At 71.6% G+C, this 15,855-nt stretch carries 12 protein-coding genes; 2 read left to right on the plus strand and 10 right to left on the minus strand.

The genetic code is table 11. The features are described 5' to 3' along the window. Nucleotides 1-242: 242 nt before the first annotated feature. Nucleotides 243-1,034 (minus strand): hypothetical protein, encoded by a 792-nt coding sequence (locus CU044_RS12375; protein ID WP_129768589.1) that lies wholly within the window; start codon nucleotides 1,032-1,034, stop codon nucleotides 243-245. 547 nt (nucleotides 1,035-1,581) lie between these two features. Between CU044_RS12375 and CU044_RS12380 the strand changes: the two genes are divergently transcribed. Further along, nucleotides 1,582-3,702, plus strand: a complete 2,121-nt coding sequence (locus CU044_RS12380; RefSeq protein WP_240045528.1) for an FUSC family protein — start codon at nucleotides 1,582-1,584, stop codon at nucleotides 3,700-3,702. On the opposite strand, the gene CU044_RS12385 is transcribed toward CU044_RS12380, so the two are convergent. The 9 genes from CU044_RS12385 to CU044_RS12425 form a co-directional block, all read right to left on the minus strand. Continuing rightward, nucleotides 3,695-4,972: an acyltransferase gene (locus CU044_RS12385; protein ID WP_129768590.1), complete on the minus strand. Its 1,278-nt coding sequence runs from the start codon at nucleotides 4,970-4,972 to the stop codon at nucleotides 3,695-3,697. The two genes, CU044_RS12380 and CU044_RS12385, sit on opposite strands and share 8 nt — an antisense overlap. Nucleotides 4,973-5,166: 194 nt before the next feature. After that, on the minus strand, nucleotides 5,167-6,204 hold the full coding sequence (locus tag CU044_RS12390; protein ID WP_129768591.1) for an iron-siderophore ABC transporter substrate-binding protein: 1,038 nt from the start codon (nucleotides 6,202-6,204) through the stop codon (nucleotides 5,167-5,169). Nucleotides 6,205-6,228: 24 nt separating this feature from the next. After that, nucleotides 6,229-7,041 carry an ABC transporter ATP-binding protein gene (locus CU044_RS12395; RefSeq protein ID WP_129768592.1) on the minus strand — a complete coding sequence of 271 codons (813 nt, stop codon included), beginning with the start codon at nucleotides 7,039-7,041 and terminating at the stop codon, nucleotides 6,229-6,231. Between the two features lie 24 nt (nucleotides 7,042-7,065). After that, a complete protein-coding gene (locus CU044_RS12400; RefSeq protein ID WP_129768627.1) occupies nucleotides 7,066-8,148 on the minus strand; it encodes an iron chelate uptake ABC transporter family permease subunit in 1,083 nt (360 codons plus the stop codon). Between the two features lie 29 nt (nucleotides 8,149-8,177). Continuing rightward, nucleotides 8,178-9,233, minus strand: a complete 1,056-nt coding sequence (locus tag CU044_RS12405) for an iron chelate uptake ABC transporter family permease subunit (RefSeq protein WP_193563949.1) — start codon at nucleotides 9,231-9,233, stop codon at nucleotides 8,178-8,180. 184 nt (nucleotides 9,234-9,417) lie between these two features. Beyond that, entirely contained in the window at nucleotides 9,418-10,452 is a 1,035-nt protein-coding gene (locus CU044_RS12410) for a LacI family DNA-binding transcriptional regulator (protein ID WP_129768593.1), read from the minus strand. 33 nt (nucleotides 10,453-10,485) lie between these two features. Next, nucleotides 10,486-11,331: a carbohydrate ABC transporter permease gene (locus CU044_RS12415; protein WP_129768594.1), complete on the minus strand. Its 846-nt coding sequence runs from the start codon at nucleotides 11,329-11,331 to the stop codon at nucleotides 10,486-10,488. Next, on the minus strand, nucleotides 11,328-12,284 hold the full coding sequence (locus tag CU044_RS12420) for a sugar ABC transporter permease (protein ID WP_129768595.1): 957 nt from the start codon (nucleotides 12,282-12,284) through the stop codon (nucleotides 11,328-11,330). Before CU044_RS12420 ends, CU044_RS12415 begins: the two co-directional genes overlap by 4 nt. After that, nucleotides 12,284-13,609, minus strand: a complete 1,326-nt coding sequence (locus CU044_RS12425) for an extracellular solute-binding protein (RefSeq protein ID WP_129768596.1) — start codon at nucleotides 13,607-13,609, stop codon at nucleotides 12,284-12,286. Before CU044_RS12425 ends, CU044_RS12420 begins: the two co-directional genes overlap by 1 nt. Nucleotides 13,610-13,810: 201 nt before the next feature. On the opposite strand from CU044_RS12425, the gene CU044_RS12430 reads away from it, so the two are divergent. Then, on the plus strand, nucleotides 13,811-15,832 hold the full coding sequence (locus tag CU044_RS12430) for a beta-galactosidase (protein ID WP_129768597.1): 2,022 nt from the start codon (nucleotides 13,811-13,813) through the stop codon (nucleotides 15,830-15,832). Nucleotides 15,833-15,855 lie beyond the last annotated feature (23 nt).

A 15,855-nucleotide genomic window follows, 5' to 3' on the forward strand; every position in this document is an offset into this window, starting at 1 on the left:
ACGGGGCGGGGCGCGGCGGGCGGGATACCGTCCGCCGGTATCAGTGGCCGAGAAGTGCCAGATGCATAGTCATGTGTCCCGCGAAGCCGCCGACCGCCTTTCCCCTCGCGCCATGTTCTCAATCTCCCGGCCGCAATCGAATCCGGACCGGCCGTGGCTCAGCCACGGCCGGTCCGGAAGAGACCTCCATACGAGGGGCGGACACAGGCGGTGTGGGGGGCGGTGGTCGATCAGACGGACGCTCAGCCGGCGGACGCCTGATAGAGGCCGCGGCCGGCCCGGTGGGCCCGCGAGGTGCCGACGAGCCGGTCGAGCGTGCTGCGTACCGCGTTGATGCTGCCGGGGGTGCTGTCGCGCCCCAGTTCCTTCGCCACATCGCGGGCACGGACGGGAGTGCCGTCGGATGCCGCGAGCACCGCGAGGATCTGCTCGGTCAGTCCGCTCGCCGACTCCTCCGCCGTGGCGGGGGCGGCGGCCGTCTTCTTCGCCGCACGGGTCTTCGTGACCGTGGCGGGCGCGGACTTCTTGGCCGGGCGGCTCTTCCGCTCCTTGGGAGCCGACGACTTCGCCGCGGAACCCCCGCCGGAGGTACGCGCCGACGCCGGGGCCGACGCCGACGCGGTCGCGGACTTACGGGACTTGGCCGCCTTGGCCGGCGCGGGCTTCTCCTTGGCGGGGGCTTCCTTGGCGGGAGTCTCCGCGACGGGAGCTTCTTCGGCGGGAGCCTCTTCGGCGGGAGAGTCCACCGCGGGGGTCTCCTTGGCGGGAGTCTCCGCGACGGGAGCCGGGGAGGCGACCGTCTCCACGACCGCCGGCTCCGCGGCCCGCTGCTCCGGCACGGTCTCCTGTGCCTGGCGGGCGGGGGCGAGCGCCTGCAGGGCGCTCAGGGCCGTACGTACCGACTCCAGGCGCTCGGTGACGCCGGCGAGTTCCTGTTCCAGCGACTGCTGCTGTGTTTCCAGCTGGGGCAGTTCACCGCGGAGGAACTCCGTCGTGGTTTCGATGCTGTCCGGTGTGCCGGATGGTGATGTCATGGTGTAGCCCTCTCGTTCCGTGTCACCGTTGTCGTTGTCCCCGTTGGTGACCGTTGGAGAGCAGACTAGGCTCTGTTGCGTTGTGATTGGTAACGGATGAGCCAGGTACGGCCCGGGGTTCGCGGTGAAGTGCCCGTGCGCCGAGGTGTGAAACGGTGGCCACCGCAGGCCAACTCCCCCTTTAATCAAGGGTGGTGTGGGGCGGAGGCGCGAACTGCCTCCCGCGCGGGGACGCCGTCATAATTACCGGCGGCATTATTGTCGGCGACGGCAGTGTGGTCGCGGGGTGATCCCGGTGGCCCGACCGGAGCCGGGAGCCCACCGACCGGGAGCCCATCGCCCCCCCGGAGCCGCACCGCTCCGGAACGCCTGCGACATATGTGCGTAACAGAACGGCTGCTCGAAGGACGAGTGTCGGTGTTACGGTCATGGACACGCGGTCGCCGCTGCCCGCCGGTCTGCTTCCCCCGCTCGACGAGACCGGTCGTACAGGAGACTCGTGCCCGCACCGCCTTCCCTTCGTTCTCTTTCCTCCATCGCGCGCTCCGTGCCCGCCTGGCTCACGCACCCACTGGGCTGGCGCTCCGCGCCCATCCCGTGGACCGCCGTGCTCCGCGGTGCCCTGAGCGCGGGACCGCTGCTGGCGCTCGGCCTGCTGACCGGACACCTGAGCCAGGCGGTCCTCGCCGGGCTCGGCGCGATGCTCGCCGGTGTCAACGACCGGCCGGGTACGCGGCGTACCGGTGTGGTCCACATCGGTCTGCCCGCCGTCGGCGGCGCACTCGGACTGCTGTGCGGCGGACTGCTCGCCGACGGCGGGAGCCGCTGGGCCGCCGTGCCCGCGCTCTTCGTCGTGGGCTGGCTCTCCGGCGCGCTGAGTGTGACCGGCCCGGTGTGGTCGGCGGCCGCCATGCAGTGTCTGGTCACCGCGTCGATCGGCGCCGGGATGCCGATACCCGGCCCCGCGTGGCTCAAGGCCGTCTGCTATCTCGGCGGCGCGGCCTGGCTCCTGCTGCTCCGGTTCCTGCTGCGCGCCCCGCGGCACCTGCTGCGGCGCGGCGCCCGCCGCGAGGGGGAGCGCGAGGCCGTCGCCGCGGTCTTCGACGCGCTCGCCGACGCCCTCCTCGCCCTCGGCTGCTCCGGCGCGGAGCCGGCCCGCCGGCGTCTTGTCGCCGCACAGCACCGCGCGGACGAATCGTTGCGCCTGATGCGGCTGCTGCCCTTCCCCGGACGGCGCGAGGGCCGCGGTTCAGCCCAGGCGTACCGGATAACGGAGCGCTTCGCCGCCGCCACCGCCCTGTGCGAGGCAGGGATCGCACTGCTGTGGGAGGGCAGGCCGCTGCCCCGGCACGTGGCGGAGGCACCGCGCCTGCTGGCCGCCGCCGTACGGGCCGACTCCGCCCCCGGCGCCCTGGCGAGCCCCGTCTCCGACACCGTCCAGCGCGGCGCGTTCGACCGCGCGCTGCTGGCCGCGGCGGTGACCTTCGACCGTACGGCGCTGCGCGGGACGCCCGTACGGCCCGTCCCGCCCGAGCCCCGCGAGCCCGGTGAGCCGACGCGTGCGACACGGCCGGTGCGTCCCCCGCGTCCGTCCCCGAACACGCGAGGCCTCCGCCGGGCGCTGAAGGAACTGACCGCGCGCGGCTCGCTCCGTGCGCTCGGCCGTGTGTTCGCCCCCGCCAGGCGCGAGAACGCGCTGCGCGTGGCACTCTGCGTCGCGGCGAGCACCGCCGTCGCGCTCAGCCTCCACCAGACCCACTGGTACTGGCTCCCGGCCACCGCCGCCTTTCTGGTGAAGCCCGATCTCGGGCCGCTCTTCTCCCGTGTGGTCAACCGCGTCGCGGGCACCGCCACCGGGGTGCTCGTCTTCACCGTCCTCACCCTGGCCATGGCCGGACTCGGCGGCCTGTGGTGGCTGGTCGCCGTGGTCGTGGCGGGCGGCGCGCTCATCCCGGTCGCCACCCGCCACTTCGGTTTCCAGACCGCGGTGGTGACGCTCCTCGTCCTCTCCTTCGTCTACGCGCTGGGCGACACCGAGGCGACCGCCGCCCGGCTGCTGGACACGGCACTCGCCTGCGGGATCGTGCTGCTCGTCGGCCACCTGCCGCATCTGACGGACCCGCGCGTCCGGGTCGGCCACCGCTTCGCCGTCGCGCTGCGCCGCACGGAACGGTATCTGCGGTACGTACTGGACGCCCCGGAGACGGCACCCACCACATCCGCGGGCGCGCCGGGCACAGAGAGCACGGACGGCACGGCGGGCACAGCGCCGGTGGCGCCCCGCGGTGGAGACGCGACGGGCATCGCGCTGCGGTACGCCGCGTACCGGGCGCTCTCCGAGGCGCGGGCCGCGGCGGAGACGGCCGCGGCCGAACTGCCGGGGCCCCACCGCGCACACCGCCACGACTGGCTGGCCGTCATGGCACGCGCGGAGCGCATCGTGGACGCCGCCACCGTCTGCGCCGTACGCGTCGAGCAGGGGGTGCCCCGGCCCACGGCCACCGAGGCGCGGTGGGTGACCGAGGCGCTGGCCGCGACGGCGGACGCGCTGGAGGGCGGCCGTGGCACGCCGATGCCCACGCTGCCGCCGGTCCCGAAGGACTGCCGTTCACTGCGCGATGTGATGACCGAGCTGCACGGCATCCAGTCCCTGACGACCGTCACCTGAGCTGTGCGCCGGTCACCGCCCCGGCAGCGGGTTTCGGGCGTTTGCGCCGGGTGAGGGGTTTTTCGATGAGGTAGTGGGACGCCGTGGCGGCGAGGAGACTGGCGGCGACCGTGGCGGTCGCGTGCCACGTGTCGTCCACTCCCAGATCGGAGACCAGCCGGCTGAGCGGGTAATGCCAGAGGTAGAGGCCGTAGCTGAGATTGCGGCCCACCCAGACGAGCGGGGCCAGGGACAGTCCCCGGGAGAGCCAGGTACGGGGCTGGAGTTCCAGGGCCGCCACCACCGTCGCCGACAGCACGGCGGTCACCAGGAAGCCGACGGTGTACCAGGGCATGGTCCACGCGTTCGAGCCGGTCATCGGCACGTACGCGACGATCAGCGCCAGGACCCCCAGCGCCGGCCAGGCGAGCCGCGCCGACCAGCGCCGCAGCGCGGCCAGCCGCGGGTCGTCCCTGTGCAGCCGGGCCACCAGGACCGCCAGCACCGCACCGGCCAGCAGTTGGTCCGCGCGGGTGTCCACCCCGTTGTAGATACGGTGTGCCGCGGTCGGGTTCCACAGGATCAACCGCCAGACCAGCGGCAGCAGACACAGCACCGCGGCGCAGAGCAGCACGGTCCGCGCGCCGACCCGACGCAGGAGCAGGACCAGTACGGGCGGCCAGATCAGGTAGAACTGCTCCTCCACGCTGAGTGACCAGGTGTGGGACAGCAGAGAGGTGTCACTCGAATAGACACCGGGCTGGGCGGCCCTGACGATGTTCATCAGGAACGTGGCGGCCAGCACGATCGCCGCCCACGCGCTGTCGAAACTCGGCAGCCGCGTGGTGAGCGCCAGCACGGCGCACACCGCGCAGACCGCCAGCAGGGCGGGGACCAGCCGCAGCCAGCGCCGCCAGTAGAAGGACCGCATGGCGACATCGCCGGTACGGGCGAACTCCGCCAGCAGCAGCCGGGTGATGACGAAGCCGCTGATGGTGAAGAAGACATCCACCCCCAGGGCGCCGCCCGGCAGCAGGCCCGGTTCCAGGTGGTAGACGATGACCACCGCGACGGCCAGCGCCCGCAGACCGTCCACGCCCTGGACCCGCCCGCCGGCCCGCAGCGCGGAGGGGAACCCGCGCCCGCCGCGGACGAGCCGGCCGTCGACCCGTCGTGGGAGGAGGGCCAGAGCGACACCGGGCCGGGTGGAGTGATGTCCGGCCCGGTCGGGTAGGTGAGCGGCAGCGGTGCCCGCGCTGCTTCGTGTGTCCGCGGTGGGTGGGGTGTCCATTCATTTCCCGTGCCCGCGATGCGGCGGAGCACGCGGCAGTTAACCGAAATCTCAGAAACACCACCCGTCCGCCCCACACCGGCGCCTGCCCCATACCGGCGTCCGGGCCGCGACGATGCCCCGCCACACCGGCGTACGGCCCACACCGGCGTCCGGGCCGCGCGGCGGTGTCGCCACGGTGTCCCGGAAAGCGGCTACTTCAGTGGTTCGGCGAGCAGCGGGACGACCTTCTCCAGCGCGTACGCCACCGACAACACCGAGTCCGTCGAGAAGGCCGCGCTGAGGGTCGAGTCGTCGAACACCACCGAACGGCCCGCCTTGACGGAGGGGACGGCCCGGTACAGCGGGTCGTCGCTGATCTTCGCGGCGGGGATCCCGATGGGTGTCATCACCGTCAGATCGGCGTCGAGCAGATCGAGGTTCTCGCGGGAGACGTTGATGAAGAACGACGCGCCGGCCTTGGCGTCGACCCGCGGGTTGTTCGTGAAGCCGAGGCGCTCGATGAAGTCGACGCGGCCCGTGCCGTGCACGTAGGCGCCGAACCCTTCGCTGGTCCGGGAGCCGAGCGTGATGGTCTTGTCCTTGAACTCGGGGTGGGCGGCCGCCGAGTCCCGGAACTTCTTCTCGGTCTCGGATATGACCGTCTTGCCCTTCCCGGGAACACCGAGGGCGGTCGCGACCATCTCGGTCTGCTCGCGCCACGAGATCTTGTACTGCTCGCCGCCCTTCGGGACGCCGATGGTGGGCGCGATCTTGCTGAGCGTGTCGTAACGGGACCGGTCGCCGCTGGACTTGGTGTCCAGGATCAGATCGGGCTGAAGGGCCGCGATCTTCTCGAACTCCGGCTCCAGTGTGCCGATCATCTGGGGGCTCTTCTTGTAGAGGCCCTTCGCCCAGGGCCCGACCCCGTCGCCGCCGAACGCCAGCCAGTCGCTGGCTCCGACGGGCTGTCCGCCGAGCGAGAGCACTGCCTCGGCGTCGCCCCAGCCCAGCGCGACGACGCGCTCGGGCCGCTTCTCCACGGTGATGTCCCCGAACTTGGTCGCGACGGTGGCGGGGAAGGCACCGTCCTCGGCGCCGGACGCGGCTTCCGGCGAGGAGCCGGCGGAGTCCGACGCGGTGCCGCAGGCCGTCAACCCCACGACGAGGGCGGCGAGTACGGCCCACAGCGCGAGGAGAGCCGGCCGGGGGCGGTGTGGGGAGGGGGCGGAGGGGTTGTTTCGTGATGACATGGGCTTAGGTTAGCCTATCCTAAGTCACGCCTGAACCGGGGTGATGTGATGACGCCCGATCGGTACGATCATGGGCGTGCCCGAGGCGGGGTCCTCGGTGATCGAACAGCGCATCCCGAACACCTCCGTGACCAGCTCCGCCGTCACGATGTCGGTGGGAGCGCCCTCCGCCACGATCCGCCCCTCCTTCATCGCGACCAGATGGTCCGCGTACCGGCAGGCCAGATTCAGATCGTGCAGGACGACCGCGATGGTGGAGCCGTACTCCCGGTTCAGATCGGTCAGCAGGTCCAGCACATCGAGCTGGTGGCTGATGTCGAGGAATGTCGTCGGCTCGTCCAGCAGCAGGATGTCCGTACGCTGGGAGAGCGCCATCGCGATCCAGACCCGCTGCCGCTGGCCGCCGGACAGTTCGTCGACCGGCCGCCCGGCGAGCTCCAGCACATCGGTGGCCAGCAGGGCCCGCGCCACGGCCGCGTCGTCCTCGGACGTCCAGCGGCGGAACCACCCCTGGTGCGGATAGCGGCCACGGCCCACCAGATCGCTCACCGTGATGCCGTCCGGCGCCACCGGGCTCTGCGGCAGGATGCCGAGCACCGACGCCACTTCCTTGGTCGGCATCTCCTGGATGCTCCTGCCGTCCAGGAGCACACTGCCCGAGGACGGCGCCAGCAGCCGGGCCATCGACCGCAGCAGGGTGGACTTCCCGCAGGCGTTCGGGCCGACGATCATGGTGATCGCGCCGGGCGGTATGTCCAGACTCAGCCCGCTGACGACCTCACGGCCGTCGTAGCCGAGCCGGACGTCCCGCGCCGCCAGCGTGTGCTCCGCACTCATGCGCGAATCCTTCCGTTCCATCGGTCAGCCGCCCTTGCCCACACGGTTCGAGCGGGCCAGCAGCCACAGCAGATACGGGGCGCCGATCAGGCTCGTCACCACGCCCACCGGGAACTGGACGGAGCCCAGCAGATGTTGTGCCGCGAAGTCCGCGACGCTCACGATCAGCGCTCCCGTCAGCGCGGCGGGCAGCAGGGCCGCGCCCTGCCCCGGCAACAGCCGGCGCGCGATCGGCGCCGCCAGGAAGGCCACGAAACTCACCGGTCCCGCCGCGGCCGTGGCCACTCCCGCGAGCGCCACCGCGCAGCCGATCAGCGCCAGCCGGCCGCGCTCCACCCGGGTGCCGAGCCCCCGCGCGGCGTCATCCCCGAGTTGCAGCGCGGGCAACGACCGCGCCGCCAGGAAGGTCAGTGGTACGAGCACCACCATGGCCCCCAGCAGCGGCCACAGCTGCGACCAGGACCGGCCGTTGAGGCTGCCCGCCAGCCATGCGAGGGCGTCCTGCGCCTCGGTCACCGCCGAACTGGTCAGCAGGTACGAGACGAGGCTGGACAACCCCGCGCCGATGCCGACGCCGACCAGCACGAGCCGATATCCGGCGACGCCCTCGCGCCAGGCCAGTGCGTAGATCGCCACCGCGGTCAGCACCGCCCCCGCCAGGGCGCAGACCGAGAGCGGGAGACCGCTGAGGCCGAAGGCCGCACTGGCCAGTACGCCCGCGGCGCTCGCGCCCCAGGTGATACCGATCATGTCGGGGCTGGCCAGCGGGTTGCGCAGCAGCGTCTGGAACACCGCCCCCGAGAGCCCGAACGCCGCGCCCACCAGCAGACCGGTCAGCGCGCGCGGCAGCCGCAGTTCGATGATGACGAACCGCGAACCGGCGTCGCCCCCGCCGGCCAGGGTGGCGACGACCTCGCGGAGCGGGAGGACGAGATCGCCCACGGACAGCGCCAGGCACAGCGTGGCGAGCGTCGCGGCCAGCAGGCTGACGGTGACCACGGCGGCGCGGGCCCGGCCCGCCCGGCGGACCAGGGCGACCTCCCGTACGGCACCGGCCAGTCGCTCCTCCGTGAACGGGCCGCCGGGGGGCCGTATCTCTCCGGCCATGTCACGTCCCACGTCCGCCGCCGACTCCCTCACAGCTCCGCCAGATCGCGGCGGCGCACCAGCATCACGAAAGGCACGGCGCCGATGGCGGCCGTCACGATCCCCACCTGTACCTCACCGTTCGAGGCGATGAGCCGCCCCACGATGTCCGAGACCAGCAGCAGAACGGGCGCCAGGAGCATGCTGTACGGCAGGATCCACCGGTAGTCGGGGCCGGTGACGACCCGCGCGGCATGCGGGACGAGGAGGCCGACGAAGCCGATGGGTCCGGCGACCGCGGTGGCCGCGCCGCACAGCAGCACCACCGCCGCGGCGGATGCCAGCCGGGCCATCCCCACGCGCTGCCCCAGCGCCCGCGCGAGGTCGTCACCGAGCGAGAGGGCGTTCAGCCGCGGACCCAGCGCCAGCGCGAACACGGCGCCCACACCGATGAACGGCAGCGCCTGCCAGAGAACTTCGGGATCCCGGTCGGCGAGCGAGCCGACCTGCCAGAAGCGGAACCGGTCGAATGTCTGACGGTCCGTCAGCAGCAGGGCGGTGGTCAGCGAGGTGAGCACGGCGCTGGTCGCCGCGCCCGCGAGAGCCAGCTTCACGGGCGTGGCCCCCTCCCGGCCGAGCGAGCCGATGCCGTAGACCAGGACGGCCGCGCCGAGCGCACCGAGGAACCCGAACCAGATGTACTGCGGCGGCTCCGTCAGCCCGAGCACCCCGATCGCGAACACCACGACCACGGACGCGCCCGCGTTGATCCCGAGGATGCCCGGGTCGGCCAGCGGATTACGGGCCACTCCCTGCATCACCGCCCCTGCCAGGCCCAGCGCCACGCCCGCCAGCAGACCGGCGACCGTACGCGGAACACGCACCTCCCGCACGATCAGCTGCCCCTTGTCGGACAGATCGGGATCGAGCAGCGCACGGAACACGTCACCCGCTCCGGCGTCTCCCGAACCGGTCACCAGGCTCGCCCAGGTCGCCAGCGCGAGGGCGGCGGCGGTCACCAGCAGCCCCAGGGCGAGCAGCGGACGGCTCAGGACCGCACGACCGGCCTTCCCGGTCTCCACGCCGGCCAGTGAGTCCGCCGTCACGCCCCGCGGACCTTCGAACCGATCGTGCCACCACGCATGCGAGCCGCCCTCACTGCCTCTCCGCGTCCGGCTGTGCCACCGGGCGGAATCTCACCATCCGAAAAGTAAGGTGACCCTAACATTGAAGCGCGGCGGGGTGCGCACCCGCCCGGGGGCGCTCACCCGCCCGCCGGCACCCTCGGCGTCACGCCGATTCGCGCCGTACCAGTTCGGTGGGGAGGATCACCGTGGACGTGTCCTCCCCGCCGATCTGCGCGAGCAGCACGCGCACCATCTCCGAGCTGATGCGGTCCCACGGCTGCCGGATCGTCGTGAGCGCGGGCCGGGTGTCCAGCGCCGCCGGGGAGTCGTCGAACCCGCCCACCGCCACGTCGTCGGGCACCCGGCGGCCCGCGTCCCGCAGCGCGCTCAGCACACCCTGCGCCATCAGGTCGGACGCGACGAACACCGCGTCCAGGTCCGGTGCCCGCCGCAGCAGTTCACCGGCACACGACTCGCCGCTCGCCCTGCTGTAGTCCCCGGTGGCGACCAGCCGTTCATCGGCCTCGATACCGGACTCGGCGAGGACGTCCCGGTACCCGGCGAGCCGTTCGGTGCCGCCCGGGGTGTCGAGCGGACCGGTCACCGTCGCGATCCGCCGGCGCCCGCTCCGTACGAGATGGCGGACCATCTCCCGGGCGCCGTCCCGGTCGTCGGCCGCGACATAGCTGACCCGTGAACTCTGCCCCAGCGGCTTGCCGCAGGCCACCAGCGGGACGCGCGCCGCGCGCAGCTGCTCGGCGACCGGGTCCCCGGAGTGACTGGACACCAGCAGCACACCGTCCACATGGCCGGCGGTGATGTACCGCGTGATCCTGCGCCGTTCGTCCTTCGTGCCCGCGATCATCAGCAGCAGCGGAATGTCGTGGCCGGCCAGCGCCTGCGTACAACCCCGCAGCAGCACATTGAAGTTGGGGTCCTCGAAGAAGCGCTCCTGCGGTTCGGTGAGCAGAAAGGCGACCGAGTCGGACCGGCCCGTGATCAGACTGCGCGCGTGCCGGTTGACCACGTACCCGGTCTTGCGGATCGCGGCGTTGACCGCCTCCTCCGCCGCCGGGCTCACGTAGTGGCCGCCGTTGAGCACGCGCGAGACGGTGCCCCGTGAGACACCCGCCTCCCGTGCCACGTCATGGATCGTGGGCGGCTTGCGCCGGCCGTTGCTGCCCGTGGTGCGGCTCATACCTGTCGTTCTCTCATGATCGTGCCTGTCGCGTCAGGACTTTACGGCCCCGGACAGCAGATCCAGGCTCCAGAACCGCTGGATGACCAGGAACAGCGCGATCAGCGGCAGCACCGCGAGCAGCGCGCCGGTGATCACCAGGGTGTAGAGGGCGGGGGTGTTGGAGCCCTGCTGGAGCAGGGTGTAGAGGCCCAGCGTCACGGGGAACTTCCGGTCGTCGCCGAGCATGATGTACGGGAGCAGGAAGTTGTTCCAGACGGCGACGAACTGGAAGAGGAACACCGTCACCAGTCCGGGCACCATCATCGGCAGCGCCACCGACCGGAAGATCCGCCACTCGCCGCCCCCGTCCATCCGCCCCGCCTCCACCACATCGGGCGGTACGGCCGCGGTCGCGTAGATCCGCGCGAGATAGACCCCGTACGGAGAGAGGATCAGCGGGAGCAGCACGGACGGATAGCTGTCCGCCAGGCCGGCCTTCGCCATCAGCAGATACTGCGGTACGGCCAGGATGACCGGCGGCATCAGTACGCCCGCCAGCAGTACGTTGAAGAGGGTCTCGCGGCCCCGGAAGCGGTAGACCGCGAGCGCGTAGCCGCTGAGCGCGGACACCGCGGTCGACAGCAGGGCGCCGAACCCGGCGTAGAAGAGGGAGTTGAGCATCCACCGCCAGTACACCCCGTCCCGGTACGCGGACAGGTCGGCGACATTGCCGGCGAACCCGGTGCCGGGCAGGAAGGTGAAGGTGGAGAACAGCTCCCGGCCGGACTTCGTGGCGGCCACCACGACCCAGGCCACCGGCAGCAGGCAGTACAGGGCGCCGATCAGCAGTGCCGTGGTCGGCACCCAGGCGATCCGGCGGGTGGTGGCGGCGGTCACTGGGTCTCTCCCCGGTTCGAACGGGAGCCCACGGTCCTGAGGAAGCCGAAGGACAGTACGAGCGTGATGACGGCGATGACCACCGAGGTGGCCGCCGCGGAATAGATGTCTCCCTTGACGAAGGCGTCCTGATAGACCTTCATCAGCGGGGACCAGGTGGTGGACAGCGAGTTGGTCAGCGGCTTGAGCGTCGTGGGCTCGCTGAACACCTGAAGCGTCGCGATGATCGAGAAGAAGAAGGTCAGCACCAGCGAGGGCGCGACGATCGGGATCTTGATCCGCAGGGCCGTCTGGAGCGGGGACGCCCCGTCGAGCCGGGCCGCTTCGTGGATCTCCGCGGGGATCGAGCGCAGCGACGTATAGATGACGATCATGTTGAAGCCGGTGCCGCCCCACAGGGCGATATTGGCCAGGGCCGCGTAGAGCGGTCCGCCGTCCAGCAGATCGGGCGCCGGCAGACCCGCCCTGTCGAGCAGGTAGTGGAACGGGCTGACGTCCGGCAGATAGAGGAAGCCCCACATCAGCGCCGCGATCACCCCCGGGACGGCGTACGGCAGGAAGATCGCGAGCCGCGAGAAACCGCCGAGCCGAGTGCGCTCGGCGTCCAGCATCAGCGCGAGGACGAGGGCGAGCCCCAGCATCGACGGCACGACGATCGCCCCGTAGCCCAGCACACGCAGCGCACTGGCGAGCAGCTCGGAGTCGGAGAGCGCGGCGGTGTAGTGGGAGAGCCCCGCCCACACCTCCTGCCGCGCCCCCGAGCCCAGCCCGAGCCCCTTGACCTCGACCTTTCGCAGGCTCAGATAGACGGCGTACCCGATGGGCAGGGCGAAGAAGAGCGCGAACAGCACGACGGCGGGGAGGAGGAAGGCGTACGGGGCACCCCGTACCCGCCACCCGGAGGGGCCGCGTCCGGAGTGCCCGGCCCGAGTGGCACGCGGGTCCGGGGCCATCACCCGGTGACCTCGAAGCCCTGCTTCTCCAGGTCGGCGACGGTGTCCCGCTGCATGACGCCGAGGGCCGCGCCGAAGTCCGACGTGTTCTTGGCCGCCGAGGCGAACGCGTCACGGAACGCGGTGTACGCGACGTTCACATTCGGCCCCCACGCGGAGGGCGCGGCGGTCTTCGCGATCCCGGCCGCCTCGGCGTAGAAGTCCGGCTGGTTGGGGAAGAAGGCGGGGGCCGCGCTCAGCGCGCCGCCCGTCTGCGCGGCGGTGGCGGCCGGATAGATCCCGCCCTCCTTCACCAGCGCGGCCAGCGCCCGGCTGTCCGTGTTCAGCCAGGCGGCGAACCGCGCGGCGGCCTTCTTGTGGCCCGAGTCGTTGGTGACGCCGGTGGAGGAGCCGCCCCAGCTGCCGGTCGTGCGCTCGCCCGCGCTCCACTGCGGCAGTGGCGCCATCGCCCACTTCCCCCTGGTGTCGGGCGCCGCGGTGGTCAGGGTGCCGGGCGCCCATACCGCGCTCACCCAGGCGAGTTGCCCGCCCGTGTTGAGCGCCTTGTTCCAGGAGGGCGTGTACATGGGCTGGTTGTCGATGACACCTTCCTCGACCAGGCCGCCCCAGAAGTCCGCGACCTTCGCCGTCGCGGCGTCGGCTATCCCGACCTTCCACGTCTCGCCCCGCGTCGTCCACCACTTGGCGCCCGCCTGCTGTGCCAGACCGGCGAAGAGCCCCGCGTCATTGCTGGAGAAGGTGGTCAGCGCCTTGGACGGGTCCTTCTCCTTCAGGGCGCGCGCGGTGTCGGCGAACTCGTCCCAGGTCGTGGGCACCGTCAGCCCGTACTTCTTGAAGAGATCCTCGCGGTAGAAGAACATCATCGGCCCGGAGTCCTGCGGGACCGCGTAGACGGCGTCCGTACCGAGTGTCGTCTGCTGCCAGACGCCCGGGGCGAACGCGCCCTCGGCGGCGGCCACTTCGGAGGAGATGTCCGCCAGTACGTCATTGCTGACGAGCGTCGGGAGCGCCTGGTACTCGGCCTGCACCAGGTCGGGGGCCTTCTTCGCCTTGGCCGCGGTGATGATCTTGGTGACCAGATCGTCCCCGGACGCCTGCTTCTTGACCGTGACCGTGACGCCGGTCCTCCTGCCCTCCGTCGAGTTCCAGATGTCGGCGACCTTGTCCATGCCGGGCGCCCAGGCCCAGTAGGTGAGTGAGACAGGACCGTCGGACCCGGACTCCGCGTCGTCCCCGTCGCCCGAGCCGCAGGCGGCGAGGGTGGTGGCGCCGAGCGCGACGGTGAGGCACATGGCCACGAGGCGTCCGCGCGTACTGAAGTGCATGGTGTTTCTCCCCTGACGAAGGTCCCCGACCTGGCTGCGTCGGACCGGCCGTGCTCTGTGAGCGTTCACAGTAGAGAAACGTCCCGGACACTTGTCAATGGTTGTTCCTGTGCGCTTATGTGGGATCCGCGTCGCCGCTCATGTGTGTGCACGTTCCCACACTCCGCAGTCCTCATCGCACGCAGCACAGGAGGCACCTTCATGCCGGACACCGCACCCCGAGGTCTCGAAGGGCTCGCGTTCGGCGGGGACTACAACCCCGAACAGTGGCCGGAGGAGGTCTGGCGGGAGGACGTCCGCCTCATGCGCGAGGCAGGCGTCAACCTGGTGAGTCTCGGCATCTTCTCCTGGGCCCTGCTGGAGCCCGAGCCCGGCCGCTACGACTTCGACCGGCTCGACCGGATCATCGGCCTCCTCCACGAGCACGGCGTCCGGATCGACCTCGCCACCCCCACCGTCGCCCCGCCCGCCTGGTTCTACCGCGCCCACCCCGACGCGCTCCCGGTGAGCCGGGAGGGCATGCGGTACGCGTTCGGCTCGCGCGGGGCGATCTGCCACAGCTCACCGGCGTACCGCGCCGCCGCGGCGGCCATCACCGAACAACTCGCCCGCCGCTACGGCGGCCACCCCGCGCTGGCGCTGTGGCACGTCCACAACGAGTACGGCGTCCCCGTCAGCGCCTGCTACTGCGACAACTGCGCGGTCCACTTCCGCCGCTGGCTCAGCGCCGCGTACTCCACGGCCGACGCCGTCAACGAGGCCTGGGGGACGGCGTTCTGGGGTCAGCGCTACGGCTCGTTCGACGAGATCGAACCGCCCCGCGCCACCCCCACCGTCTGCAACCCCGCCCAGCGCCTCGACTACACGCGCTTCGCCGACGCCACCATGCGGGAGAACTTCGTACGCGAACGCGACCTGCTGCACCGGCACTCCCCGGGCATCCCCGTCACCACCAACTTCATGACCGCGCTCAGCCAGTGCGACTCCGTCGACTACTGGGCCTGGGGACGCGAGGTCGACCTCGTCACCAACGACCACTACCTCATCACCGACGGCCGGCGGACCCATGTGAACCTCGCCATGGCCGCCGACCTCACCCGGTCCGTGGCGGGCGGCGCCCCCTGGCTGCTCCTCGAACACTCCACCAGCGGTGTCAACTGGCAGCCGCGCAACCCGGCCAAGGCGCCCGGCCAGATGGCCAGGAACAGCCTCGCCCATGTCGCCCGCGGCTCGGACGGCGCGATGTTCTTCCAGTGGCGCCAGTCCCGGCGCGGCGCCGAGAAGTTCCACTCCTCGATGCTCCCGCACGCGGGCACCGACAGCCGCGTCTGGCGCGAGGTCGTCGGACTCGGCGCCGCGCTGGGCGGTCTGGAGGCGGTACGCGGTACGAGAACGGCCGCCGACGCCGCCCTGGTCTGGGACTGGCAGTCCTGGTGGGCACAGCGCCTCGAATGGCGGCCGAGCGAGGACCACGACGCCCGCGAACGGGCCGACACCTTCTACGAGGCGCTCTACGACCGCCATCTCACCGTCGACTTCGCCCACCCGGAAGCCGATCTGTCGCGCTACCCCCTCGTCGTGGTGCCCGCCCTCTATCTCGCGGTCGAGGCCACGGGACGCAACCTCCGTACGTACGTGGAGAACGGCGGCACACTCGTCGTCTCGTACTTCTCCGGAATCGTCGATCAGCACGACGCCGTCCATCCCGGCGCGCACCCCGGCGTCCTGCGCGACGTCCTCGGCCTCACCGTCGAGGAGTTCTCACCCCTCGGCGAAGGCGAACGGGTCCGGCTCACCGCGGCCGGCGGAGCGGAGCTGACCGGCGACGTCTGGAGCGAGTTCGTGGTCCCGCGCGGCGCCGAGACGATCTGGACCTACGCCGACGGGCTCACCGCCGGACGGCCCGCCATCACCCGGCACCGGCTGGGCCGGGGCACGGCCTGGTACGTCTCCACGCGCCTGGACGCCCGCGCCCTCGACACCGTCCTCGACGCCGCCGCCGAGGACGCCGGACTCGCGCCGCGCACCGGCCTGCCGCGCGACGTCGAGGTCGTACGCCGCACCGGCGAGGGCGGCGACTACCTCTTCGCCGTCAACCACACCGGCACGGACGCCAAGGTGCCGCTCCCCGCGCACGGCACCGAACTCCTCACCGGTGAGAGGACGGCGGGCCGGCTCGGCCTGCCCGCCGGAGCGGTACGTGTCGTGAAGCTCGACGACTGAGCCCCGTCACCCCCCGAAGGGAC

Source organism: Streptomyces sp. L-9-10 (assembly GCF_004151105.1).
GTDB lineage: Bacteria > Actinomycetota > Actinomycetes > Streptomycetales > Streptomycetaceae > Streptomyces.

Coding starts and splice junctions, on each gene's coding strand:
- CU044_RS12410 (WP_129768593.1), bottom strand. CDS start 10,452: ATGAGCCGCACCACGGGCAGCAACGGCCGGCGCAAGCCGCCCACGATC.
- CU044_RS12390 (WP_129768591.1), bottom strand. CDS start 6,204: ATGTCATCACGAAACAACCCCTCCGCCCCCTCCCCACACCGCCCCCGG.
- CU044_RS12395 (WP_129768592.1), bottom strand. CDS start 7,041: ATGAGTGCGGAGCACACGCTGGCGGCGCGGGACGTCCGGCTCGGCTAC.
- CU044_RS12385 (WP_129768590.1), bottom strand. CDS start 4,972: ATGGACACCCCACCCACCGCGGACACACGAAGCAGCGCGGGCACCGCT.
- CU044_RS12420 (WP_129768595.1), bottom strand. CDS start 12,284: ATGGCCCCGGACCCGCGTGCCACTCGGGCCGGGCACTCCGGACGCGGC.
- CU044_RS12425 (WP_129768596.1), bottom strand. CDS start 13,609: ATGCACTTCAGTACGCGCGGACGCCTCGTGGCCATGTGCCTCACCGTC.
- CU044_RS12400 (WP_129768627.1), bottom strand. CDS start 8,148: ATGGCCGGAGAGATACGGCCCCCCGGCGGCCCGTTCACGGAGGAGCGA.
- CU044_RS12430 (WP_129768597.1), top strand. CDS start 13,811: ATGCCGGACACCGCACCCCGAGGTCTCGAAGGGCTCGCGTTCGGCGGG.
- CU044_RS12375 (WP_129768589.1), bottom strand. CDS start 1,034: ATGACATCACCATCCGGCACACCGGACAGCATCGAAACCACGACGGAG.